Origin of the sequence: Polynucleobacter sp. P1-05-14 (genome assembly GCF_018881675.1) — a bacterium.
Taxonomy (GTDB): Bacteria; Pseudomonadota; Gammaproteobacteria; order Burkholderiales; family Burkholderiaceae; genus Polynucleobacter.
This window is the reverse complement of record NZ_JACVPV010000012.1, coordinates 1-23,661: the sequence shown is the minus strand read 5'-3', so window position 1 is coordinate 23,661 and position 23,661 is coordinate 1. Positions and strand designations below refer to the sequence as shown.

Sequence of the window (23,661 nt, the reverse complement as noted above, 5' to 3'; positions counted from 1 at the left end):
GCTATCTGCAATTATTGGGATAGCTTTTTTGCTTCATAGATTTGAGAAATGAAGAATTGCTCAAATGAGACTGCTAAAAAAGTCATCATTACACCAGCACCCAATACCAAAGAGAAAATTACTGTCAGTATCTCGAGCCAGCCAGAGCGACTCCGTCGGTGTTCTTCAATGCCGGGATTAAATTGGGCATCCCACTTCTCATCCAAGCGAAGACCAAAGGCAATGGTGGTTAACCAGCTTGCTTCAATAGCCATAAAACCAAAAGTAACGAGCACCCATCCTGGCGCCGAATGAAAGTGGGCGTCCTTAAGAATGACCCAGCCTACTGCGCCACCTATCAAGGCAAATAGCTGAACCCATGCCCAAAAAGATTTGAGTCCTTGTAGATAAAAACAATTGAGGCCGCTGCCCGGAAGGAGTAATCCGAGTGCGCAAAAAAGAAGTTTGGATTTTTTCATGAATCTTTCAGTGATATTGCTAATGAATAATTGAGTGCTTACTTAGTGTTGTTTGGCTTTTGAATAAAACTGAGTACTTCACGATCAGTGCCGATCATGAGTAATTGATCACCATTGCGCACAATGCTGCGATAGTCATTTAATTCGTAGAGGAAATCATTTTCCAATTCCATGCGCTGTGGGCTGCAAGCCATCTTGGTACTGGCGATTTGCTTAAGAGAAAAACCGCGGGCGTCTTCATCAAGGGTTGCAGTAAACCGATTGCATCCTGTCGAGCCGCTCAGCCGTTGTCCGCTAGCATCAAAAATGATTTGAATCGGGTTGCTGGCATCGCCTTGCGGAATTTGACGGGTACGCACCTCTCCATTGCTATTGGGGGGTAAGTTCCAGCGGGTCAGCTCCCATTTGGTATTTTTGAGTTCGCTGCTTGGCGGGCTTATTTTGGCTCCACATGGAGGGATGACGTTTGCGCAGCCGCTTAAAAGTCCAAGACTCAGGCAAGAAAGTGTCATAAAGAACCCTTTTGAAGGTCTTCTGAGGAAGTCTAAAAGTCTGGATTTAAGGACCATATTTACCTAAGTTATTGTTTTTAATGTATATTTTATCTAAGTACACACTCTATTCTACTGTCTTAGATGCTTAAATAGGTGGAAGAAGTAGGGGTTTTCGTCTAGAATATGAGGTTTTCCGCTCTACCTTATCTTTATTTGGTGAGCTGGAGCCCAAGGTTTTTTGTAGAAATTTCATTGGGTTGTAATCAACCTGTTTTCATTTTAGATTTTAAGGAATAAGTATGGTCGTCATTCGACTGGCACGCGGCGGTTCTAAGAAGCGCCCTTTTTACAGCATTGTTGCTACTGATAAACGCAACCGTCGTGACTCGAACTTTATCGAGCGTATCGGTTACTTCAACCCACAAGCAGCGGCAACTGAGCAAGCAATGCGTATTGCTCAAGACCGTTTGACTTACTGGACTGGTGTTGGCGCGCAGATTTCCCCAACAGTAGTTCGTTTGATCAAAAACAATCCAGCTGTTTAATATTCGATTGCTAAAAGCTTCATCGATGTGATGAAGCTTTTAGTGACAGAATTTCTAGTAGTTTTTATTTTGGGAAAATAAGGTGTCATTGCAAATGAGTACGCCTTCCCTAGATGAATTGATTGAACTTGGCGCCATCTCTGAGGCGCAAGGTTTGCAGGGACAAGTGAAGGTTAGGCCTCACTCACCAGAACCTGTAGCACTTCTCTCTTCTAAGTCCGTTTGGCTATCTCTTATCCCTCGTCGGGATGCAGGCGTTTCTGTATATACAGAGCAAGCGTCTTTGACTCAATACAAAGTGAAAAGCGCCAAGATGCATAGTGGTAATGTGGTGCTTACTCTGGATGGGGTAACTGATCGTGATCAGGCGCTCGCGTTAAAAGGTTCTCGCATCCTAGTGGCGCGCGACGCTTTTCCAAAAGCGGAAAGTGATTCCTATTATTGGGTTGATCTGATTGGCTGCAATGCAGTAAATTTGCAAGGCGAAGTGCTTGGTGAAGTGATTGATGTTACCGAGAATGGCGCTCATGGTGTTATTACTATTGGTGATGCATCAACGAAGACGATCAAGTACTTAGTGCCCTTTGTAAAGGAAGTGGTGCAAAACGTAGACCTACCCAATAAAACGATTACGCTTGATTGGCAGTCTGACTGGCAATAAGAACGCAAAGATTAATTTCAAAAATAATTACCGATATGCGCTTTGATGTTGTTACCTTGTTCCCTGAAATGTTCTCTGCCTTAACGCAGTGGGGCATTACTGGTCGCGCATGTGAACAATCATTGGCCAGCGTTCATCTTTGGAATCCTCGTAACTTTTGCTCTGATCCTCGTAAAACCGTAGACGACCGTGCTTATGGCGGCGGACCTGGCATGGTGATGATGGCCAAGCCCTTAGAAGATACGGTCGCCGGAATTACGGCAGCCCATCAGGCGGCAAACATCAAATCAGGCCCAATTTGCTTATTGGCACCCCAGGGTGAGCGTTTTTCTCAGAAGATCGCGGCAGATATCCTGGGTTACGGCAATTTGAGCTTTATTTGTGGTCGATATGAGGCTATTGACCAACGTTTTGTTGACCGAAACGTTGATTTACAGCTTTCTATCGGTGATTTTGTACTTTCTGGGGGCGAAATCCCCGCTATGGCCATGATGGATGCGGTCATTCGATTGATCCCAGGGGCGCTTGGGGATGACGAATCTGCCACTCAGGATAGCTTTATCAACGGTCTTTTGGACTATCCGCACTACACCCGCCCTGAAATATATGAAAATTTATCCGTCCCGGACGTGCTTTTGGGCGGACATCACGCTAAAATAGCGGATTGGCGTCGGCAGAAGTCTTTAGAGCTGACGTTCAGGTTAAGGCCGGACTTAATTGAATCGGCCAGAGCCAAAGGGTTGCTAACCCGAGAAGATGAACAATTTCTTCGCTCTCTGTAAATACTTTCAGTGGTGTGCAGTGGTGAATAGGTGGTTTAGTTTTTTGGTTTAGTGAAATTGTTTTAACTGCATCCTCTGTTAGGTCCGTTGATTTAGATCTCGGGATTAAACGCTAATACGATGTTTAAGGATTGAAAATGAATTTAATTGAAAAAATTGAGCAAGAAGAAATTGCTCGCTTAAGTGCTAACAAGGTTTTGCCTAGCTTTGCTCCTGGCGATACAGTAGTTGTTGGTGTGAACGTTGTTGAAGGTGCGCGTAAGCGTACACAGGCGTTTGAAGGTGTTGTGATTGCAAAGCGCAATCGCGGACTCAATTCCAGCTTTATCGTTCGTAAGATTTCATCTGGCGAAGGTGTAGAGCGTACATTCCAAACTTACTCACCATTGATCGCTAGCATTGAAGTGAAGCGTCGCGGTGATGTACGTCGTGCTAAGTTGTACTACTTGCGCGATCGTTCAGGTAAGTCTGCACGTATTAAAGAGAAGCTTCCTGCACGTAAAGTAGCAGTAGCAACTCCAGCCGCATAATTAATGCTGGCTTGATTTAAAAAGGCGGCCTCGGTCGCCTTTTTTGTTGCCTTAGAATATGAAAATGCCCAAGAACTCAACACCTGAAGATAATGCAATCAACGTTGCTGCACCTCCAGGATTTGATGCGCAAGCAATTCCGATTCATGCAGTGTGCTCGGCTGAAAAAAAGGTAGCACCAGAATTTTTGGAGCCAGCTGGTTTAAGGGCTAGGCTGAGCTCACCCCCTCAATGGGAGCCAGAGATTACCGATGAAAACCGTCATGTGATTGCTGCTGACATTATTGCTAAGCGGCAAGCCGTAGGAAAAGTAACCAAAGCAGCAGTGCTGATTCCTCTGCTGTTAAAGGAAGATGGCCTATCCGTATTGCTAACGCAAAGAACCAATCATTTGCGCGATCATGCAGGCCAAATTAGTTTTCCAGGGGGTCGTATGGATCCTGAGGATCAAAGCCCTAATGACACCGCCTTGCGTGAGAGCAAAGAAGAAATCGGGTTGGATCCTGGGCGAGTGGAGATTATTGGTCATTTGCCACAGTATTTAACGGTTTCTGGCTATAGCGTTACGCCAGTAGTAGGATTGGTCCAAGCTCAGGCAGAATATGTCTTAGATGAGTTTGAGGTGGCCGATGTATTTGAGGTGCCGCTAAGTTTTTTGTTGGATCCCGCCAATCATCAGGTCAGATTGTGGCAAAGTGAGCAGGGTGGACGACGTTTTTATTCAATGCCTTATGAGAACCGCTTTATTTGGGGTGCCACTGCGGGGATGTTGCGTAACCTTTATCATTTATTAAAAGTATGACTTTCTTTTCTATTCTCTTCGCCCTTATTGCTGAGCAATACCGCCCAGTGACTTCAAGCCATTGGATTGCACGTGTATGTGCTCGCTGGTTAGATTGGGTTGCTGCTGAATTCGGCGGCAAGACTGAAGACGGTGCAAGCCCTGTCGGTGCTCGCATGGCCTGTTTAGTAGCCTTCATATTGCCAACTTTTTTAGTCTTCATTGTGTATGTTACTTGTATGGTGACTTATCCAATCTTGGGTTTTCTTTGGAATATCGTCATCGCTTATTTGTTTTTTGGTTTTCGTCAGTTCAGTCATTCTTTTACTGCCGTGCATGATGCAATTGAAGCGCATGACTTACCTGCTGCGCGTGCGGCCTTGGGTGAGTGGTATGGCCCTGAATTAGACACGTCCAATCTTTCAGAGACAGAGGTGATTTCTTTGGCACTAGAACGCGCCATCATCGGTTCACACCACCATGTGTTTGGTGTGTTGTTCTGGTTCATGATGCCAATGGGCCCGGCTGGTGTTGTGCTCTACCGCTTGGCTGATATTGCCTCTCAACGTTGGTCAGAGCGCGGTGACTTTAACCTCAGCGAATCTGCCCGTCATTTCTTCTACGTATTGGATTGGGTTCCTGCGCGCATTACCGCAATGGGCTTTGCCATTGTTGGCAATTTCGAAGGTGCTCTATATGGCTGGCGCTATCTCACCCAAAAATGGTCAGACTCTTTGTCTGCAGTAATTTTGGCAGCAGGTAGTGGTGCATTGGGCGTCCGCCTTGGTGAGCCAATGAGTGAGCCTGATAGTGATGAAGCCTTACGCATGGCCGAAGCAGGTGAACCAGTTATTTATGAAGTAGGTCTTGAGCCTACTGAACGAACCATGCGCTCTGCAGTCGGATTGGTGTGGCGTCTCGTTATCGCTTGGATGGCTTTGTTGCTAATGCTGACCATCGCTCTTTGGCTTGGCTAATTCCCTGAATTTGTACATCAGCTGTTTTTGAATCCGAGTGCAGCTGTCTAAATAGCGCCAGTCTTTCTGGCGCTATTTCATTTCTATCTACCGCTTCACGTACTGCGCAATCTGGCTCAGTCAAATGCGCGCAGTTATGAAAGCGGCACTTACCTAGCAAGTCTTTAAATTCCCTAAAGGCATGCTGCAATTCACTAACAGACATGTGCGCTAAACCAAACTCCTGAAAGCCTGGTGAATCAATCAAAGCACCAAGCTTACCTGTCGCATCTCTACCCCAAGCCTCAGGCAATTCAAAATAACGGCATGCAGTAGTAGTGTGCTTGCCGGTATCTAGGCGCACAGAATATTCTTGGGTCAGTGCGGCCGCATTCGGTATCCAAGCATTTAATAGGCTGGATTTGCCCATGCCTGATTGGCCCACAAAGACGGAGACCTTACCCTGTAGAGCGGTCTGTAGGGAATCGATTGAGGCTGGATCAAATTTGGCAGAGACTTCGCTGACTTGATAACCCATACGAGCATAGGGCGCGATGATTTTGCGTGCGTGCTCAAGATTGTCTTTAAGGTCACACTTGTTGAGCAAAATATGTAGACCAATTTGATTGGTTTCAGCAGCTACTACTGCTCTTCCCAATAAGTCTGGTGAGAAAGCGGGTTGAGTAGCAAGCACTACTAAGATTTGATCTACATTCGAGGCAATCAACTTGCTCTTAAATGCATCCGAGCGATAGAGAAGATTTTCTCGGGGCTCAATTTTGATAATGCGCGCTTGATCAGCTGAAGTCATTTCAAGCAACATGCGATCACCCACAGCGCCAATATGTTGCTTAGCTGGCGTGCTGACTTGTATTAATGGACCATCAGGTGATTCTTGACCAGCAGCATCTGCAATTAAACGCTGCGCTAAATAATGCCTTCCGTAGGAGGCAATGAGTAGCGCATGAAATTGCTCCATCGTTATGAGCTAAACCGCTGTAAGTTGGCAATGCGCAAGGGCGCAGGCGGATGTGAGCTATAAAAAGCGGTATAGATCGGATCGGGCGTGAGGGTCGAGGCATTATCTTGATATAGCTTCACTAGTGCCGCAATTAAATCTTTTGCGGAAGATTTCTCAGCGGCAAACCCATCTGCCTCGTACTCATGCTTACGAGAGGCTAGGCTAGAAAGTGGTGTGAAGAAAAAACTAAATACAGGTGAGACCAGCATAAAGAGTGCCAATGCGAGGCCACCGTTATAACCATTGAGGTTAGGCATTACGCCTAAGTCTGTGTAGAACCAGACCTTGGTGCTGATCCAACCCAATAGAGCAAACATCGCAAAACTGAGGGCGAATGAGACCAGGAGGCGTTTACGAATATGTTTACACTTGAAATGACCAAGTTCATGGGCGAGCACCGCCTCGACTTCGCCTGGATTAAGTTTCTCAATCAAGGTGTCAAAAAATACAATGCGCTTAGCTTTACCCATACCGGCAAAGAATGCATTGCCGTGAGCGCTACGTTTACTGCCATCCATCACAAACAGGCCTTGACTCGCAAAGTCACAGCGTTTTAGTAGCGCTTCAATCTGTGTTTTTAAAGGACCATCTTCTAAGGCTTGAAACTTATTGAAGAGTGGTGCGATAAAAGTTGGGAAGATCCACTGCATGAGCAAGCTAAATGCTGTCAACACTGCCCATGCCCAAAGCCACCATAACTCACCAGCCTTAGACATTAAAGTCAGAATGACCCACAGTAGTGGAATGCCAATCGCACCGCCCACTGCCATTCCTTTAAACATATCCGTGAAGAATAGTTTTTTCCCCATACGGTTAAACCCAAAGCGTTCCTCTAAATGGAACTGCTTGTACCAGGAGAAGGGCATGTCAATCACGCCAGAAATGATCACGACTGAAACCAGCAGGGCAATTTGTTGAGTAATACCTTCACCCAAAAATTGCAGTAATGCTATGTTCAGAATTTGTAGGCCACCTAATAAGGTGAAGCCAATTAAAATAATAGCGCTGACTCCATTCTCTAAAATGCCAAGACGTAATTTAGCGATAGTGTAGTCAGCTGCTTTTTGATGTTCGGCTAAAGTCACTTTTTCGGCAAAATCTGCGGGGACAGCATTACGATGCTGCGCCACATAGCGAATTTGACGTTGGGAGAGCCAATGGCGTAAGCCAAAGCTAGCAATAAAGGCAATTAGAAAAACAATTGTGAATGTCATGAGATCATTATAGATATGAGCGAGCAAACTAACACTACAGCCACACCAGCATCCAAGGCAGCGCCAGCGAATGAGCACCTGATTTGGGTAGATATGGAGATGTCAGGTCTAAACCCGGAAACCGAACGGATTCTGGAAATTGCCATCATTGTGACGGACGCCCACCTCAATACCATCGCCACAGCACCGGTCTGGGTAGTGCATCAGGAAGATGCTGTTTTAGATGCTATGGATGCCTGGAATAAAGGTACGCATGGGCGATCTGGTTTGATCGATAAAGTGAAGGCATCCACTTTAGATGAGGCAACGGCGGAGGCAGAATGCATTGCCTTCTTGAAAAAATATATTAAGGCTGGTCTTGCTCCAATGTGCGGCAATACGATTGGTCAAGATAGACGCTTTATGGCGAAATATATGCCAAAGTTAGAGGCTTACTTTCACTATCGAAATATTGATGTATCTACTTTGAAAGAGCTCTGCAAGCGTTGGCATCCTGAGTTGGTGAAAGGCTTCACCAAGAATCAGGCCCATACTGCTTTGGCAGATATTGAAGAGTCCATCGAAGAGCTGAAGTACTACCGCGAGAAATTTATCGTACCCTTACCTCAGTAATCTTATGGGCGCATCAAAAGATAAAGGTCTGCATTGCGGACCTTTTGTGTATCTTTTCCAAGCAGTTGAGATCAAGTTTTCTTAAGAGCACTCTTCGGTCTGAAGACTTTAATGACGGTTTCATCAGTTTCGATATATGGGCCGCCAATTAAATCAATGCAGTAAGGCACTGCTGCAAAGATGCCGGGAACAATCGATTTACCGTTCTCGTCTTTCAGGCCTTCAAGCGTCTCTGCAATTGCCTTAGGTTGTCCGGGCAGGTTAATGACCAGGGCGGCATGACCCTCAATTTCTCTGAGGACAGCCGTCTGTCTAGATAGAATCGCAGTCGGCACAAAACTTAGGCTAATCTGACGCATTTGTTCGCCAAATCCAGGCATCTCACGAGTGCCGGCTTCACGGGTAGCCTCAGGGGTGACATCTCTTCTGGAGGGACCAGTACCCCCTGTAGTGAGCACTAGATCGCAGCCTAACTCGTCTACCAGCTCAATAATCGACTCGGTTATAGCTTCAGATTCGTCGGCAATGAGGCGTTCATGAAAAACACAGGGATTATTAATGGCCTTCAAAAGCCAGGTTTGTAGGGCAGGAATGCCTTCATCCTGATAGACGCCTTTGCTGGCGCGATCTGAGATGGAAATGAGGCCAATTTTGACCTCGTTAGGGCTCTTTCGTTTCAGGGCTTCTGTATGCTTCATGTTTCTATTCTAGCTATTATTAGGGTATGTTTACATACACATCCAACCAGTTTCAAGAAATCATCGATTTCATGCTTAAAGAGGCCAAAAGAAGGGGTGCCTCAGATGCCGTAGCGGAGGTTTCAGAGGGTCAAGGCCTCTCCGTTACCGTTCGTAAGGGTGAGGTTGAGACGATCGAGCAAAGTCTGGATAAGCAAGTGGGGGTCACCGTATTTTTGGGTCATCACCGCGGTAACGCCAGCACTAGCGATTTCTCTAAAGCATCATTAAAGGCAACAGTAGATGCTGCCTATCACATTGCACAACATACCGCAGAAGATTTGTGTGCTGGCCCGGCTGAGAAGGACCTCTTAGAAAAAAATCCGCTGGATTTAGATTTGTTTCATCCATGGAATATTGATGCAGCCGGTGCAATAGAAATCGCACGTAGTGCTGAGGGCGCTGCATTTTCAGTGAGCAAACAAATTCAGAATAGTGATGGCGCATCGGTATCCGCGCATCATGCGCATTTCATGATGGGAACATCGCATGGATTTATGGGTGGCTATCCTTTTTCTCGTCACTATATTTCTTGTGCGCCAATCGCTAGCGAAGGTGGCAAGAAGGCTCATATGCAACGTGACGATTGGTATTCCAGCTCTCGCATTCCCGAGGAATTGGCCGATCCTGCTGCAATCGGAACGTATGCAGCTCAGCGAGCCTTGTCACGTCTCAAGGCCAGATCTCTAACAACTCGACGTTGCCCGGTGATCTTTGAAGCGCCCCTCGCTGCGGGTTTATTGGGTGGCCTAGTGCAAGCTGTTTCAGGCGGCGCTCTTTATCGCCGCTCCAGCTTTCTACTCGATAGCTTGGGTAAGCAAGTATTGCCCAAACATATCAGCTTGTTTGAAGATCCGCATCTAAAGTCAATGACTGGTAGTGCACCATTTGATGAGGAGGGTGTGAAAACTTCTGCCAGAACAGTGGTGAACAAAGGAATACTCGAAGGTTATTTTTTATCGACTTATTCTGCTCGCAAGTTAGGCATGAAAACCACCGGTAATGCTGGTGGGTCACATCACCTGACTTTACAAAGTAAGAAAACGCCTAAGGGCGGCTTACCTGCACTATTAAAAGAAATGGGCACCGGTTTATTGGTGACAGAATTAATGGGGCAGGGGGTCAATTACGTGACAGGTGATTATTCACGAGGCGCATTTGGTTACTGGGTTGAGAATGGAGTCATTCAATACCCTGTTGAAGAGGTTACCATCGCTGGTAATCTACGCGATATGCTGATGGATATCCAGCTAATTGGCAGTGATACTCTTATTCGTGGCACTAAAGAAACGGGATCGATTTTGCTGGGCTCAATGACCGTTGGTGGAAAATAAAGCAAGACAATCAATACAGACTCAAAAAATAGTCTTGATATAAAAAATTATTATTTTTTAAAGGGGTGACGGAAATGCAAAGACGTTCATTTTTAAAGAAAGCCACTATTGGTGCCGGAGCTGCAGCCTTAGCTGCACCGTCGATTGCACAAAGTTTACCAACTCTAAATTGGCGTCTGGTTTCAAGCTTCCCTAAATCATTAGATACTTTATTTGGTACTCCTGAGGTATTCGCTAACGCTTTGCGTAAGGCTACTGACGGAAAATTTAACGTCAAGATATTTGCAGCTGGTGAAGTAGTTCCAGCGCTTCAGGTATTGGATGCTGTACAAAATGGCACTGTAGAGTGCGGGCACACTGCGAGCTATTACTACCTTGGTAAAAATAGTGCTTTTATCTTCGATACTGCTGCACCATTTGGTTTAACTGCTCGCCAACAATCTGCTTGGATGCTGCATGGTAATGGTATGAAATTAATGCGCGAACTCTATGCCAGTTACAACATTGTGAATTTCTTGGGCGGCCAAACTGGCACGCAAATGGGTGGATGGTTTCGAAAAGAAATTAAATCACCAGAAGACCTCAAGGGCCTGAAATTCCGTATCGCCGGATTTGCAGGGCAGGTGCTTGCAAAGCTTGGTGTAGTGCCACAACAGCTTCCGGCCGGTGAGATTTATTCGGCTCTGGAAAAAGGCACAATTGATGCTGCTGAATTTGTTGGACCCTATGACGATGAAAAGTTAGGTCTAGCAAAGGTAGCCAAGAATTACTACTACCCCGCCTTCTGGGAGGGTGCCGCTGGACTTTCTTTCTTGGTCAATAAAAAGCAGTGGGATTCTTTACCGCCTGCCTATCAGGCAGCATGGGAGGCGGCTTGTTTCGAAGCGCATACTGATATGTGCGCAAAGTACGATGCGTTGAATCCACCTGCATTGCAACGTCTTTTGCAAAATGGTGCTGTACTCCGCAGGTTTAATACTTCTATCCTGGATGCGTGTTTTAAAGCAAGCCAAGAAACCTATGCCGAGGAGTCTGCGAAGAATCCGCAATTCAAAAAGATTTTTGAGGACTACCGCGCATTTAGAAACATGGAAGCGCAGTGGTTTAATGTGGCTGAGCAAGCGTTTGCTCAATATAGTTTTAGCAAGAAACTCTGAAACTTAAACTATCTGGTAAAGGCTACACTCAAAGGATGCTCCTTTCACTGCAACCCATATGAATCTCTCTGAAATCTGGGTCCGCATTAAGCAACATCCTTTATCTCGGGTAGGTCCGGGATTGGTTACGGGTGTGGCGGATGATGATCCTAGTGGGATCGTCACTTATTCTCAAGCGGGTGCGCAATTTGGCCTAAATATGCTTTGGACAATGCCCTTTGCATATCCTTTGATGTCGACCATTCAAGTCTTATGCGCTCGTATCGGCAGGGTGACTGGCCGTGGTTTATCTGCCAATATGAAATTGGCTTTTCCGCCGGCTGTATTGGTAACTCTAGTTTTTTTGCTGTTGATTGCAAATGTGTTGAATATCGCTGCAGATATTGCTGCAATGGGTGAGGTTGCACAATTGGTTACGGGCATTAATTGGCATATCATGACCGGCATCTTTGTATTGTTGACCCTAGCATTGCAAATACTGATTCCTTATCGCCACTATGTTTTCTTTTTGAAGTGGTTATCCCTGTCCCTGCTAGCGTATGGTGCCGTGCTTTTTACGGTTCATATTTCTTGGGGTGATGTGATCTGGAGTACCTTCTTTCCTCAGTTGACCTGGAGTGCGGATTCGGCTGCAGTAGTGGTCGGGATCTTTGGCACTACCATTAGTCCTTATTTATTTTTTTGGCAATCCTCTCAGGAAGTGGAGGATATGAACTTGCGTGGTCAGCCCAGTCTGCTTGAACAGAAAAATCCTGAGGTGGTGACAGCGGAGCTCAGAAGAATTCGTTGGGATACTTGGAGCGGCATGTTGTACTCCAATGTGGCTGCGTACTGCATTATTCTCGCTACGGCAGTGACCCTCTATGCTGCCGGTGTACGTGACATCAATACCGCGGCCGAGGCTGCATCGGCATTAAGACCACTTGCCGGCGAGTTTACCTTTCTGCTTTTTGCGCTGGGGATCTTGGGCGTCGGGCTGATGGGTGTGCCGGTTCTTGCTGGCTCGGCTGCCTATGCTTTGTCAGAAGTGTTTGGCTGGCGCTCTAGCCTGGAAGATAGCGCTGCTCAAGCAAGCAAGTTTTACGCCATCATTGCCTTGAGCCTGTTGGTTGCCCTAGCGATTCAATACTCACCCATTAGTCCGATGAAAGCCTTGTTTTGGAGTGCGGTAATCAATGGGATTGTCGCTGTACCACTCATGGTGGCTATTATGTTTTTGTCATCAAAACAGTCGGTGATGGGGGTTCATGTCGCCTCTTTGAGTATGAGGATTCTCGGATGGCTAGCTACAGGCTTTATGGCCGTAGCTGCCGTCTACTTATTCATAGCTTGGTAAGATCGCTGGATGCTTGATTTACTCTTGACATCTTTGACGCAATCTTTTCACGCACATTCTTTGATATTTTTTGTGTGCGCGGTAATTAGCGTCATCATTGTCGGTATATCTAAAAGCGGCTTCGGAGCTGGGCTTGGCATTCTCTCTTTGCCCTTAATGGCCAGTCAATCCAGTATTAACGAAGCTCTTGCAATCTTGTTGCCGCTATTGATTGCGATTGATTTGGTTGGCTTAGGTCGATTTATTCGTAATGCCAATTGGCGTATTCTCAAGATCATTATTCCACCAGCGATAGCGGGCCTTTTATTGGGAATGTTTTTCTTCACCACTATCACGCCTAAGATATTAACTCTATCAATTGGTATTTTTACATTGCTCTTTCTGATTCAGAATCTCGCCATGTCGAAAATGGATCTGAAAGAGACAAAATCTTACCCTTGGCTTGGGCGTCTGATGGGTCTAACGTCTGGCTTCACTTCTTTTGTTGCGCATATTGGCGGCCCACCGATTACGGTGTATATGCTCAGAGAGAAACTCATGCCGATGGTTTACACCTCGACACTGGGGGTCTTTTTTACAATTATTAACTTTGGGAAGCTAGGCCCTTATGCCTATTTGGACCTGCTAAATTACCGGCAGCTGGCAACCTCAATCATCTTATTGCCTTGCGTACCGGTAGGGGTCTACTTCGGCTTTTATCTAGCCAAAAGAATCTCAATGAAATGGTATTACCGATCAGTGAGATTCTTTTTGCTGATTGCCAGTGTCAAGTTAATTTCGGACGGGCTTATTTAGCCGCTAATACTTCTTGTAAGAAGCGCGAGATATCCATGAGCTCTTCATGATTAACGGAGTGTTCCATGGGGTATTCATTCCAATCTACTTGATAACCCATTTTCTCTAGTAAGGCATGCGATGCTTGGGCGCGATCAAGAGTCACCACTGGATCATAAGTGCCATGTGCCATAAAGACCAGTGTCTTAGCATTGGCTGCATGCTTCTCAATATTGGCAGTCATCGCTAAGGGTAGGTAGCCTGATAGGGCAATAATGCCGGCAAGTCTGTGTGGAAAACGTAAGCCAATATGCAGGGCCATTGCACACCCTTGCGAAAAACCAGCCAAAACAATCTTGTCATAGGCAATCCCGCGCTCAACCTCTTTTTCTATTAGCCGAACAATCGCCGCTGCCGATTTTTGAATGCCTGCGGCATCTTCCTGATCCGTCAGATTCCTGCCAATGATGTCATACCAGGCTGGCATGACGTAGCCACCATTAACGGTGACGGGCATGCTTGGGGCGCTAGGAAATACAAAGCGAATGCCAGGGCATGCAGCTAGCTTTAATTCGGGAATGATGGGTACAAAATCATTGCCGTCTGCTCCAAGGCCGTGTAACCAGATAACGGCGGCTGTAGGATTCGGGCTGGTTTCCAATTCAATACAAGGGAGCATATTTATTTTCTCTAAAGTATGTTTAGTTGATGATTATCGACGGATACAGGTTTCTGCATTCTAAGTTGATACCCTGAGGGGTCTAAAGATGGGTAGAATCTCCCTGTTCCCCCATTTATTAGGTCATCCATGAACTCTAAAAAGCTAACCAACTTTATTCTAGGGGCGATGGTCTTAGGTGTCTTGGTTGGCTATCTTGTCAACTTGTACGGCGCAGGAACTTCTTTCCCCGATCAGTACGTCCTTTACATCTCAATCTTGACAGATGTCTTTTTGCATTTGATTAAGATGATCATTGCTCCCTTGGTATTTGCCACCTTGGTTGTTGGTATAGCCAAAATGGGTGATGCCTCAACTATCGGTAGAGTGGGTCTGAAAACCTTCTCTTGGTTTATTTCCATGTCGCTAGTTTCTTTACTGCTTGGCTTGGTCATGGTCAATATTCTGAAGCCAGGTATTGGTGTGGACTTAACCCTGCCAGAGATCGCAGCGAATACGGGGCTAAATAAAGCTAGCTTAAATTTCCCAGATTTTGTGAGACATATTTTCCCGGTCAGCATCTTTGATGCGATGGCTAAAAACGAGATCTTACAGATCGTAGTTTTTGCTGTTTTCTTTGGGGTTGGCGCAGCAGGCATGGGTTCCCGAGCGGATGAGTTCATTCGTAATCTGGATATGCTCTCTCACATCATGTTAAAGATTACGACCGCAGTCATGAAAATGGCCCCTATCGCAGTCTTCTCGGCGGTTTCCTCTGTCATTGCTGAGAATGGTGTCAGCATATTAATGACCTATGGAAAATTCATGCTGAGTTTTTATGCTGCTATTTTCACCTTATGGATCGTCATCATTCTGATTAGCTCCTTGGTATTAAAAAATCGTACTTGGACTTTAGTGAAGATGTTGCGAGAACCCGCCTTACTTGCATTTACCACTGCGAGTTCAGAGGCGGCCTATCCAATGACTTTAGAAAGAGTGGAGCGCTTTGGCTGTAAAAACAAAATTGCTTCCTTCGTTTTGCCGGTGGGGTATTCATTTAACTTAGATGGCTCAATGATGTATTGCACATTTGCTGCGATCTTTATTGCGCAGGTCTACGGCATTGAGATGGAGCTCAGCCAGCAGCTATTGATGTTACTGGTGTTAATGATTACTTCAAAGGGGATAGCAGGTGTGCCGCGAGCCTCCTTGGTGGTCATTGCCGCAACCCTGTCCCAATTTAATTTGCCTGAAGCAGGTGTCCTATTGATCCTTGGGGTAGATCACTTCTTGGATATGGCGCGTTCAGCAACCAATGTATTGGGGAATGGCCTGGCAACGGCCGTTATCTCCAAGTGGGAGGGTGAACTCGAGGGCTAGCATTCCTTAAATGTTTCCCCTTTTGTTAATACCCAGGTGTAATATCGTCTTATTGGCCTGATCTAGATAGAGGGGTTGGTAATGAAACCGTTTTATATCGACTATCCCCAAGAAAAGATTGAAGAACATCAGCATGCCTATCGGTGCCTTCATTGCAAAATTCCAACTACCATCATTTTTGGCTTACTAGAGAATCACGCTGAACATTGCGACTACCGAATTCATCAAAGTAAATGGACTCAGCTGGCAGTTAAGCTCAGGCCTCACAAGACGCATTTTGACGAACCCCATGTTGACGAGGTAGATTGATGAAAACATATCCAATTGCTCTGGAATTAACAATTTGGGAAGATCTGGGGCTTAATCAATACGAGGTAACGATTGACGAGGTCTCCAAGATTTCTATTAAGCGTACGGATGATGTACTGCGAACCCGAGAGTTGACCGGTAATGAAGTGAGCACATTAATTGCTACCATCGAGTCCTTACGCGTTCCTGTAAGTGACGAGCTAAAGGGAGGTGAGAGCAATAAGGTATCGACTAGTTATGAGCTCATCGTCGAGTCTGCCCATTTCTCCTTGGAGTTCAACTGGGAGGATATTGATACCAGCGGTGTTAATTCAAAAGCTTTTGAATCTGTTTCTGCAATGACGGCGGTAGTAGTAAGCCTGGATTTATCTCGCTGAAATCCGATCTCAAGCCTCCATCACAATAAATTCACCTAGCGAGATTCTTTCTCTAAATTGCGAGAAGGAAAAAAGGGCTTTTATTTTCCGCGTATTAATCACCTCAATCTTCCCATCGGGGGTGAGGTTGGCAAGGTAATCTCCCTCAGGAAACAGTGCCTCAGGAATGCTTTCGGTCTCGAGTATTTGGGCCGGTAATACCAGGCTTTTTGTAATTTTTATACGCATAACCTATCTTAGGTTTTAATAATTAGAACGATATTTAGGTTTGCACAAGTTCAAAAACTCATGCACCAAAGAGGGGTTTTTATTGAAATCTCTTCGACAGCCTTTTAAGAAAAGGTTCTTGAGTCGCTAATAAGTCTATTAGACTCTTTAATGCACTTAAATAGGGCAAGGTAAATACTTAACTAGAGCCTTTCAAGCGCGTGCTCTTGCGGGTTTTATCATAAAAAGAATTGGGCTTGCCTTTTACCCATTGAATAAATTTCTTCATCTCCGGATGTTCTCTTAGGATCTGGGCATGATGATATTGCTGGGCTAACTCAGATTCGGTAAACAAGGCATGTATTTGCTTATGGCAAATACGGTGAAGGTATTCAGTGGTTTTTCCACCCTTAGATTTGGGGATGAGATGGTGTGCATCTTTCTGTGAATCTGGGATGGGCCGATCACAGATAGGGCAAATGATTACCGCCGGCTTTTGTATTGCTGGGACCTCTTGAGAAATCAGTTTTTGACGAATTTTTCCAATCATAGTCTCAAGCTAGTTTATTGAATAAGTCTTAAACTTGCAGGGTGCCAAAACTAGCCCCCAAGACTCTCGCAGAACCCGATTTATCTCGCCTCATTGAAATGGCTTGGGAGGATCGCACGCCATTTGATGCGATTGAGAAGACCTTTGGTCTAGGTGAGCCTCAGGTGATTGCCATTATGCGCAAAGAGCTAAAACGCAGCTCCTTTGAACTTTGGCGCAAGCGGGTAACTGGACGAGCAACAAAACATAGCGCTTTACGTAGTGAAGATGTGACTCGAGCCTATTGCCCCACTCAATACAAAAATAAATGAAGCTGCAAATCAAGCAGAAAATCAAGCAGCAAACCACGGAGTCTGAGCGCTTAGTTCTGATTTTAGGGGATCAACTTGATTTGCAGAGCGCCGCATTACGAAGCTTTGATCCTCAAGCCGATGAAATCATCATGATTGAATCGACTAATGAGGCTCAGTATGTTTGGTCGCATAAAGCCAAAATTGCTTTATTTCTTTCGGCAATGCGCCACTTTGCAGTAGAGCTTAAAAAGCTGGAATATCCACTGACCTACGTTCAAGGTTCGCATCTGCCTATTGTCGAGGTTCTCAAAGAGCATATTCTGCAAAAGAAGGTAAAGCATTTAGTTTGTATTGAGCCTGGTGAATGGCGTCTCAAGCAGGCGATTGAGGCATTAGCAAAAGAGCTCAATATTGAGCTAGAGATGCTTGAGGATGAGCATTTCTATTGCTCGCGCCAAGAGTTTGTGGAGTGGACTGCAGGCAAAAAAGAACTCAGGCTGGAGTACTTTTACCGCCTAATGCGTAAGAAGCACCATGTGTTGATAGATGCTGATGGTAACCCCGAGGGTGGTCAGTGGAACTTCGATCAAGATAATCGCAAGCCCTATCCGAAAAAGGGGCCTGGCATCATCGATGCTCCTGCGGCGTTTGAAGTGGATGCGATTACCAAAGAAGTATTGGCATTCGTTGCAAAGACTTACCCAGATCATCCTGGATCTTTGGGTTCATTTAACTGGCCCGTTACGAGAAACCAGGCTCTCCAAGCCCTTGAGTATTTTGTCGAATACCGCCTCAGAAACTTTGGCATTTATCAAGATGCTATGTGGACGGATACCCCATTTGGATGGCATTCAATTTTGTCGAGCGCATTAAACCTAAAGCTACTGAATCCTCGCGAGGTGATTGATGCGGTCATCATTGCTTGGAAAAAATATGCTTTAGATCTATCGACAATCGAAGGATTCATTCGACAAATATTGGGTTGGCGTGAATTTGTTCGGGGTATGTATTACCTTGATATGCCTAAGATGGCGCAAGATAACTACTATCAGCATCAGCGCTCATTACCCAAATGGTATTGGACTGGGCAAACCCAGATGGCTTGCATGAAAGATGCTATTGGTCAAACATTGCAATATGGTTATGCTCACCATATTCAGCGTTTAATGGTGACAGGAAACTTTGCACTTCTAGCTGAAATCCTGCCTCAAGAAGTGTGTGATTGGTATTTGGCGATTTACGTAGATGCGATTGAGTGGGTGGAGCTGCCTAATACGGCTGGAATGGCCTTATTTGCGAATGGCGGGCGGTTTACTAGCAAGCCCTATATAGCTAGCGGGGCGTACATCAAGCGTATGAGTAATTATTGCGGCTCATGTAAATACAAGCCTGAGATACGTTATGGGGAAGAGGCATGCCCCGTCACAACTTTGTATTGGAACTTTTTGATCAAGCATCGCGCTCAATTTGAAGCGAGTCCGCGCACCAAGTTAATGACGACCAACCTCAAAAGAATTAGTGATGAAGATCAAAAAGAAATTGTGCTACATGCCAAAAAGATTCTGAATCAGCTCGACATCCTTTAAGAGTGCTCATGAAGACAACACATAAGGGAAATAAAAGTTTTCTTCCAAGTAAGATTTGCGTTGTCTGCAAAAAGGAAATGACTTGGAGAAAATCCTGGGCTAAAAATTGGAAATTGGTCAAATATTGCTCTGAAGCTTGTCGAAAGAAAAAACTTCCATAAGCCTTGGTTATAAATACTTACGAAAGTATTTAATTTAGAAGCGTCAACCCACCTCAAAGCTGATCCGTTATGTAAGAAAGGGCTTAATGCCTTTATGAATGGGGTTCTATATGAAAAAAATACTAATATGCCTGCTTACTGGAGTCATGCTTGCAGGGATGGCTAGCTCAGCCAGTGCTCATGGTGGTAGGGGTTGGTACGGTGGATATGGTGGTTGGCGTGGTGGCTGGGCGCCCTTTGCTGTTGGTGCTGTGGCTGGAGCGGCTGTTGCCAATGCGTACTACAGGCCTGCGCGCATTTATTACACTCCACAATATGTTTATCCACCGCAACCACAAGCTGCCGCCTATTGCCCTGAAAATGGACTGTACTATCCACAGACACAGGCCTGCCCAAGCGGTTGGCAACGGGTGAGCTATTAGTTGCTGGGAGTAAAGTGCTTGCATGACACCCACTTTGTATTCTTATCGAAGATGTCCATATGCCATGCGAGCCCGCATGGCATTGAAGTATGCGGGTATTCAGGTTGAGCACCGAGAAATTGAGTTGCGCAATAAACCGCAATCGATGTTACAGCTCTCTCCCAAAGGAACGGTCCCTGTTTTGCGGATTGATGATCTCGTATTAGATCAAAGCCTAGATATCTTGCATTGGGCATTGCAACAGTCTGACCCGCATGGGTGGGGGGAGGTTGATGAGTCTATCGCGAATTCTTGGATTGAAAAAAATGATGGCCCATTTAAGACTCTATTAGATCAATATAAATATCCCAATCGATTCCCAGAGCTAGATCCAGAGGCAATTCTAGATAAAGCATTGCAAGTCATGTTGCTCCCTATGGAGCATGCGCTGCAAAACTTCCAATACCTAATGGGAGATAGATTAACTTGGGTGGACGTGGCTATCTTCCCATTCATTAGACAGTTTTCAATGGTGGATCCCAAAAGGTTTGAGCAAACCTCTATACCCGCAGTCAAAAAATGGCTCACTCAGCAGCTTGAATCTGAATTATTCGATTCAGTCATGCAAAAATATCCCACCTGGAATGATTGAGCACTCCCCGTAATACTGAGGGCGAAGTTTTAAGCTCAGAAAATAGGCTTTTATTAGATCAATTGCTGATTGATTTAAAGTACCCACTTGGAGCATAAAAGCATAATTCAGGGGATTTGATGGAGCCATTATCAAAGTTAAAAGTCGTAGAGATGGGGCAACTCATTGCTGGACCTTTTGCCGCAAAGACCTTGGCTGATTTTGGTGCTGATGTTATCAAGATCGAAACACTCAAAGAGGGCGATGCATTGCGCAAGTGGCGTCTTCTTAAAGATGGCACTTCAATATGGTGGCAAGTGCAGTCACGCAATAAGAAATCACTTTCCCTGGATTTAAGAAAAGCGGAAGCGCAGGATATTGTCAGGACCTTAGTCAAAGAGGCTGATGTATTAATCGAAAACTTTCGCCCTGGAACATTGGAGAATTGGGGCCTTGATCCAGAAAAATTACTTCAACTCAATCCTAAGTTAATTGTTCTTCGCATTAGTGGTTATGGCCAGACTGGCCCATACAGAGATAAACCAGGATTTGGTGTGGTTGCAGAAGCTATGGGCGGTTTGCGACATCTCACTGCTGAGCCTGGCAGAGTGCCGGTGCGGGTTGGTATCAGCATTGGCGACACTTTAGCGTCTTTACATGGTGTGATTGGTATCTTGCTAGCACTGCAAGAGCGTCATAACAGTGGTAAAGGTCAGATTATTGATATTGCATTGTATGAAGCAGTCTTTAATTGCATGGAAAGTCTGTTGCCTGAATACAGCGCATTTGGTGAAGTGCGACAAGCGGCCGGTAGCGCCTTACCTGGCATTGCCCCAACTAATGCCTACCAGTGTGCTGATGGCGGCTATGTATTGGTTGCTGGCAATGGCAACAGCATATTCAAGCGCCTAATGACAGTGATTGGGCGTGAAGATTTAGGCAATGATCCTCAGCTAGAAAACAATGACGGTCGCGTCAAACGAGTCGCTGAGCTTGATCAAGCTATCGGCGAGTGGGCTAAAACAGTCATTACCACCAAAGCATTAGAGGTGTTAGATTCTGTATCCGTACCAGCGGGAAAAATTTATACGGTTGCTGACATTGCAAACGATCCACACTACAAAGCCCGAGAAAATATTCAAACGATTCAGATGCAAGATGGCACAAAGTTGGATGTGCCGGGCGTGATTCCGAAGTTATCGCGTACACCAGGATCCATAAAGACTCTTGCGCCAGATATTGGGCAGAACACCGATGAAATACTCAAAAGCATTGGTTTGAGTGATGATCAGGTCGCCTCTTTAAAAGAGCGCGGCATTGCATTTTCTAAATAAAGATTAAACCATGACCAGAATTTATTTCAATGACGTCGTAATGCGGGACGGTTTCCAGATTGAGCCCAATTTTGTACCAACAGACGATAAAGTAAAGCTGGTTGATGAGCTTAGTGAGTGCGGCTTTGCCAAAATTGAAGTGACCTCATTTACTTCGCCTAAGGCGATTCCGATGCTACGAGATGCCGAGGAAGTGATGGGGCGTATTAAGCGTGTGCCTGGAGTGGAGTACACCGTCTTAGTCCCCAATTTAAGAGGTGCCGAGCGCGCTTTGGAATCTAAGGCTGATGAGTTCAATCTAGTAATGTCGACTTCAGAGACGCATAACTTAGCCAATCTGAGAATGGGGAGAGAAAAGAGCTTTGCGGGATTGGCTGAAGTAATTAAGTACGTTAATGGCAGAACACCCATTAATGTTTCCTTATCCACCAGTTTTGGCTGCCCCATGGAAGGGGAGGTTTCTCAAACGGTGGTTAAAGGGTTCGCTAAACGTTTTGCAGACCTCGGTGTAAGAGGTGTAACAATCTGCGACACCACAGGCATGGCAAATCCTGACCAAGTAAAGAGAATGTGCGACTCATTGCAGAAGCAATTCCCAAATCTACAGCTGACGTTGCACTTCCATAACACTAGAGGCATGGGCTTAGCCAATGTCTTAGCTGCAGTACAGTCCGGTATTGTTCGTTTTGACGGTTCATTGGGTGGCCTGGGCGGATGCCCGTATGCACCAGGTGCAAGTGGCAATATTTCCAGTGAAGATGCGATTCATATGCTCGATGCGATGGGTTATGACACCGGCATGAATATTCCCAAGCTAATACAGCTGGCAAGAGAATTGCCAAAGATTGTGGGGCACGAGGTCCCTGGGCAGGTGGCAAAGGCCGGCACTACCCATGCATTGCACCCTGAGCCAGATTACGTTAATGAATTACGCCGCGCTCAATAAAATCTAGATCAGAAGACAAGCAGGATTGACCATTTAGATCATTTTGTATTTGAAGGCTAGGGCATGCGCCAGATCTAAAAAAAGATCTTAATGCTGCTAATACACTATCAGCTGTCATGGCAAGAAGGCGGGCATATATGATGGAGTATCACTCTGACCGATCAAACCCTTCGGATGCTATAGATCCCGATATGACAGGGGGATATCCATCTGTCGATGATGTTGAAAATCTTGGGCGCATGTAGGGGGGGGTCGGGATTCTACTGTGATAGCTAGTTCAATGAAATAAATGAAATACACTTCCTAGGAATTTGACCTCAAAAGAAGCAGCTACCCGAAGGTGGGCTTGTATAACTAGTGGGTCTGGGGAGATTGGCTGCGCCGAAACTACGTTTTCGAGCTCGGGCCCAACGGATTGCCAAGCCACTTTTAACGGTATCTAGGGCTGTTATAAAGGTGATTTGTTGGTAAATAGTCTTTTGTTACTAAAGTAGAGTAAAATACATTTAACGATTTTCAAGCTAATAGTGTTGTTGTACTAGTAATTAATACCGCAGTTCTGCGATAGTTCTTCTTAGCATCTCCCCCGCCATTCTTGACTTTCGCCTCATTTGGGGCTTAGCCCCTTTTATATTTTTTAAGGAATAGTCAGATATGGCAAACGGAATTGTGAAATGGTTTAACGACGCTAAAGGCTTCGGCTTTATTACCCCTGAACTCGGTGGCGAAGATTTATTTGCCCATTTTTCAGCAATTAATAGCAACGGATTTAAGACATTAGCTGAAGGTCAAAAAGTGACTTTTGATATTACTACTGGCCCTAAAGGCAAGTTAGCATCCAATATTCAACCTGTTTAAATCAGCAGTAAATGCCAGGCGGAAATTATTTGCCTGGTCCAAAGCCCAGCATGACTGGGCTTTTTATTTTTATTAAGGATGTTAAATGGCAAAAGAAGAATTGCTTGAAATGGAAGGTCTTGTTGATGAAATTTTGCCAGACTCTCGTTATCGGATTACTTTAGATAATGGCCATAAGCTTATTGCCTATACAGCGGGAAAAATGAAAAAAAATCACATCCGTATATTGGCAGGAGATAAGGTTTCTTTAGAAATCTCTACTTATGACTTGAGCAAAGGCCGCATTACATTTAGACATCTTGAGAAGAAGCAATCTTTCGCTGGTGCGCCGAAGAGGCGATATTGATAGCTTTGAAGTTTAAAACTGCAAGTTAAATGAATGTTTGCAAAGAGTCTCAGGCCCTGGTTGATTCCGTGCCGGTCCTCCAAGAAACACCAAAACCACCCGAGTGAACTGACCCCCAAAAGTTGGACAGTTTAGTTAGGTTACCAGAAGGGATTGAGCTCGGTATTGCACCGGACTTAATCCCTTTAGTTTTTGTTTGATTCGATCATGGTTGTAGTAGTGGATATATTCA

The 23,661-nt window shown here is 45.3% G+C and carries 32 protein-coding genes; 23 read left to right on the top strand and 9 right to left on the bottom strand.

Annotation, left to right across the window (positions count from 1 at the left end):
• Window positions 1-11 precede the first annotated feature (11 nt).
• Window positions 12-458, bottom strand: a complete 447-nt coding sequence (locus ICN37_RS07360; protein ID WP_072583654.1) for a hypothetical protein — start codon at window positions 456-458, stop codon at window positions 12-14.
• Window positions 459-496: 38 nt separating this feature from the next.
• A complete protein-coding gene (locus tag ICN37_RS07355) occupies window positions 497-970 on the bottom strand; it encodes an META domain-containing protein (RefSeq protein WP_216156188.1) in 474 nt (157 codons plus the stop codon).
• Window positions 971-1,251: 281 nt separating this feature from the next.
• Here ICN37_RS07355 and rpsP point away from each other — a divergent pair, with 281 nt between their 5' ends.
• From rpsP to ICN37_RS07325, 6 genes are all read left to right on the top strand, one after another.
• On the top strand, window positions 1,252-1,497 hold the full coding sequence (rpsP, locus tag ICN37_RS07350; protein ID WP_011902362.1) for a 30S ribosomal protein S16: 246 nt from the start codon (window positions 1,252-1,254) through the stop codon (window positions 1,495-1,497).
• A 94-nt stretch (window positions 1,498-1,591) separates the two neighbouring features.
• Complete coding sequence (gene rimM, locus ICN37_RS07345; RefSeq protein ID WP_215320537.1) at window positions 1,592-2,158, top strand: ribosome maturation factor RimM; 567 nt, start codon at window positions 1,592-1,594, stop codon at window positions 2,156-2,158.
• A 35-nt stretch (window positions 2,159-2,193) separates the two neighbouring features.
• Window positions 2,194-2,940 carry a tRNA (guanosine(37)-N1)-methyltransferase TrmD gene (gene trmD, locus ICN37_RS07340; protein ID WP_216156185.1) on the top strand — a complete coding sequence of 249 codons (747 nt, stop codon included), beginning with the start codon at window positions 2,194-2,196 and terminating at the stop codon, window positions 2,938-2,940.
• Between the two features lie 137 nt (window positions 2,941-3,077).
• Window positions 3,078-3,470 (top strand): 50S ribosomal protein L19, encoded by a 393-nt coding sequence (gene rplS, locus ICN37_RS07335; RefSeq protein WP_072583649.1) that lies wholly within the window; start codon window positions 3,078-3,080, stop codon window positions 3,468-3,470.
• A gap of 64 nt (window positions 3,471-3,534) precedes the next feature.
• Entirely contained in the window at window positions 3,535-4,272 is a 738-nt protein-coding gene (locus ICN37_RS07330; protein WP_215320534.1) for a CoA pyrophosphatase, read from the top strand.
• Window positions 4,269-5,228, top strand: a complete 960-nt coding sequence (locus ICN37_RS07325) for a CobD/CbiB family protein (RefSeq protein ID WP_216156182.1) — start codon at window positions 4,269-4,271, stop codon at window positions 5,226-5,228. Before ICN37_RS07330 ends, ICN37_RS07325 begins: the two co-directional genes overlap by 4 nt.
• On the opposite strand, the gene rsgA is transcribed toward ICN37_RS07325, so the two are convergent.
• Together rsgA and ICN37_RS07315 are read right to left on the bottom strand one after the other, a co-directional pair.
• Entirely contained in the window at window positions 5,173-6,186 is a 1,014-nt protein-coding gene (rsgA, locus tag ICN37_RS07320; RefSeq protein ID WP_072583647.1) for a ribosome small subunit-dependent GTPase A, read from the bottom strand. The genes ICN37_RS07325 and rsgA overlap by 56 nt on opposite strands.
• A 2-nt stretch (window positions 6,187-6,188) precedes the next feature.
• Complete coding sequence (locus ICN37_RS07315) at window positions 6,189-7,442, bottom strand: M48 family metallopeptidase (RefSeq protein WP_215320528.1); 1,254 nt, start codon at window positions 7,440-7,442, stop codon at window positions 6,189-6,191.
• A 15-nt stretch (window positions 7,443-7,457) separates the two neighbouring features.
• On the opposite strand from ICN37_RS07315, the gene orn reads away from it, so the two are divergent.
• On the top strand, window positions 7,458-8,054 hold the full coding sequence (orn, locus tag ICN37_RS07310; protein ID WP_216156179.1) for an oligoribonuclease: 597 nt from the start codon (window positions 7,458-7,460) through the stop codon (window positions 8,052-8,054).
• 71 nt (window positions 8,055-8,125) lie between these two features.
• On the opposite strand, the gene mog is transcribed toward orn, so the two are convergent.
• On the bottom strand, window positions 8,126-8,752 hold the full coding sequence (gene mog, locus ICN37_RS07305; protein WP_216156176.1) for a molybdopterin adenylyltransferase: 627 nt from the start codon (window positions 8,750-8,752) through the stop codon (window positions 8,126-8,128).
• 26 nt (window positions 8,753-8,778) lie between these two features.
• On the opposite strand from mog, the gene pmbA reads away from it, so the two are divergent.
• From pmbA to ICN37_RS07285, 4 genes are all read left to right on the top strand, one after another.
• Window positions 8,779-10,125 (top strand): metalloprotease PmbA, encoded by a 1,347-nt coding sequence (pmbA, locus tag ICN37_RS07300; RefSeq protein ID WP_216156173.1) that lies wholly within the window; start codon window positions 8,779-8,781, stop codon window positions 10,123-10,125.
• A gap of 74 nt (window positions 10,126-10,199) precedes the next feature.
• Window positions 10,200-11,282, top strand: a complete 1,083-nt coding sequence (locus ICN37_RS07295; protein ID WP_216156170.1) for a TRAP transporter substrate-binding protein — start codon at window positions 10,200-10,202, stop codon at window positions 11,280-11,282.
• Window positions 11,283-11,340: 58 nt separating this feature from the next.
• On the top strand, window positions 11,341-12,618 hold the full coding sequence (locus ICN37_RS07290; protein WP_215320519.1) for an NRAMP family divalent metal transporter: 1,278 nt from the start codon (window positions 11,341-11,343) through the stop codon (window positions 12,616-12,618).
• Window positions 12,619-12,627: 9 nt separating this feature from the next.
• Entirely contained in the window at window positions 12,628-13,413 is a 786-nt protein-coding gene (locus ICN37_RS07285) for a sulfite exporter TauE/SafE family protein (protein ID WP_216156168.1), read from the top strand.
• Here ICN37_RS07285 and ICN37_RS07280 read toward each other — a convergent pair.
• On the bottom strand, window positions 13,406-14,071 hold the full coding sequence (locus tag ICN37_RS07280) for an alpha/beta hydrolase (protein ID WP_216156164.1): 666 nt from the start codon (window positions 14,069-14,071) through the stop codon (window positions 13,406-13,408). The genes ICN37_RS07285 and ICN37_RS07280 overlap by 8 nt on opposite strands.
• 129 nt (window positions 14,072-14,200) lie before the next feature.
• On the opposite strand from ICN37_RS07280, the gene ICN37_RS07275 reads away from it, so the two are divergent.
• From ICN37_RS07275 to ICN37_RS07265, 3 genes are all read left to right on the top strand, one after another.
• Window positions 14,201-15,430, top strand: a complete 1,230-nt coding sequence (locus ICN37_RS07275) for a dicarboxylate/amino acid:cation symporter (RefSeq protein WP_216156162.1) — start codon at window positions 14,201-14,203, stop codon at window positions 15,428-15,430.
• Between the two features lie 81 nt (window positions 15,431-15,511).
• On the top strand, window positions 15,512-15,739 hold the full coding sequence (locus ICN37_RS07270) for a hypothetical protein (protein WP_215320511.1): 228 nt from the start codon (window positions 15,512-15,514) through the stop codon (window positions 15,737-15,739).
• The gene (locus ICN37_RS07265; protein ID WP_215320510.1) at window positions 15,739-16,116 is read left to right on the top strand and encodes a hypothetical protein; all 378 of its coding nucleotides are present in this window, start codon (window positions 15,739-15,741) and stop codon (window positions 16,114-16,116) included. Before ICN37_RS07270 ends, ICN37_RS07265 begins: the two co-directional genes overlap by 1 nt.
• A 9-nt stretch (window positions 16,117-16,125) precedes the next feature.
• Here the strand turns inward: ICN37_RS07265 and ICN37_RS07260 are convergent, their stop codons facing one another.
• Together ICN37_RS07260 and ICN37_RS07255 are read right to left on the bottom strand one after the other, a co-directional pair.
• Window positions 16,126-16,344, bottom strand: coding sequence for a hypothetical protein (locus tag ICN37_RS07260; RefSeq protein WP_072583635.1), 219 nt, complete (start codon window positions 16,342-16,344; stop codon window positions 16,126-16,128).
• A 178-nt stretch (window positions 16,345-16,522) separates the two neighbouring features.
• Window positions 16,523-16,873, bottom strand: coding sequence for an HNH endonuclease (locus ICN37_RS07255; protein WP_216156160.1), 351 nt, complete (start codon window positions 16,871-16,873; stop codon window positions 16,523-16,525).
• 41 nt (window positions 16,874-16,914) lie between these two features.
• Here ICN37_RS07255 and ICN37_RS07250 point away from each other — a divergent pair, with 41 nt between their 5' ends.
• The 9 genes from ICN37_RS07250 (at window position 16,915) to infA (ending at window position 23,429) form a co-directional block, all read left to right on the top strand.
• Window positions 16,915-17,184 (top strand): TIGR03643 family protein, encoded by a 270-nt coding sequence (locus tag ICN37_RS07250; RefSeq protein WP_215320506.1) that lies wholly within the window; start codon window positions 16,915-16,917, stop codon window positions 17,182-17,184.
• A complete protein-coding gene (locus tag ICN37_RS07245) occupies window positions 17,181-18,752 on the top strand; it encodes a cryptochrome/photolyase family protein (protein ID WP_216156157.1) in 1,572 nt (523 codons plus the stop codon). Before ICN37_RS07250 ends, ICN37_RS07245 begins: the two co-directional genes overlap by 4 nt.
• 8 nt (window positions 18,753-18,760) lie before the next feature.
• Entirely contained in the window at window positions 18,761-18,913 is a 153-nt protein-coding gene (locus ICN37_RS07240) for a DUF2256 domain-containing protein (protein ID WP_216156154.1), read from the top strand.
• Between the two features lie 110 nt (window positions 18,914-19,023).
• Window positions 19,024-19,335, top strand: coding sequence for a hypothetical protein (locus ICN37_RS07235; RefSeq protein WP_216156151.1), 312 nt, complete (start codon window positions 19,024-19,026; stop codon window positions 19,333-19,335).
• A gap of 22 nt (window positions 19,336-19,357) precedes the next feature.
• Window positions 19,358-19,966, top strand: coding sequence for a glutathione S-transferase (locus tag ICN37_RS07230; RefSeq protein ID WP_216156148.1), 609 nt, complete (start codon window positions 19,358-19,360; stop codon window positions 19,964-19,966).
• A gap of 119 nt (window positions 19,967-20,085) precedes the next feature.
• Window positions 20,086-21,279 carry a CaiB/BaiF CoA-transferase family protein gene (locus tag ICN37_RS07225; RefSeq protein WP_216156145.1) on the top strand — a complete coding sequence of 398 codons (1,194 nt, stop codon included), beginning with the start codon at window positions 20,086-20,088 and terminating at the stop codon, window positions 21,277-21,279.
• 10 nt (window positions 21,280-21,289) lie between these two features.
• Window positions 21,290-22,225, top strand: a complete 936-nt coding sequence (locus tag ICN37_RS07220; protein ID WP_216156142.1) for a hydroxymethylglutaryl-CoA lyase — start codon at window positions 21,290-21,292, stop codon at window positions 22,223-22,225.
• Window positions 22,226-22,879: 654 nt separating this feature from the next.
• The gene (locus ICN37_RS07215) at window positions 22,880-23,083 is read left to right on the top strand and encodes a cold-shock protein (RefSeq protein ID WP_215320477.1); all 204 of its coding nucleotides are present in this window, start codon (window positions 22,880-22,882) and stop codon (window positions 23,081-23,083) included.
• An 85-nt stretch (window positions 23,084-23,168) separates the two neighbouring features.
• Window positions 23,169-23,429 (top strand): translation initiation factor IF-1, encoded by a 261-nt coding sequence (gene infA / locus ICN37_RS07210; RefSeq protein ID WP_215320475.1) that lies wholly within the window; start codon window positions 23,169-23,171, stop codon window positions 23,427-23,429.
• Window positions 23,430-23,564: 135 nt separating this feature from the next.
• Here infA and ICN37_RS07205 read toward each other — a convergent pair.
• The coding region (locus ICN37_RS07205; protein WP_216155889.1) for an IS3 family transposase at window positions 23,565-23,661 on the bottom strand (97 nt) is incomplete at its 5' end.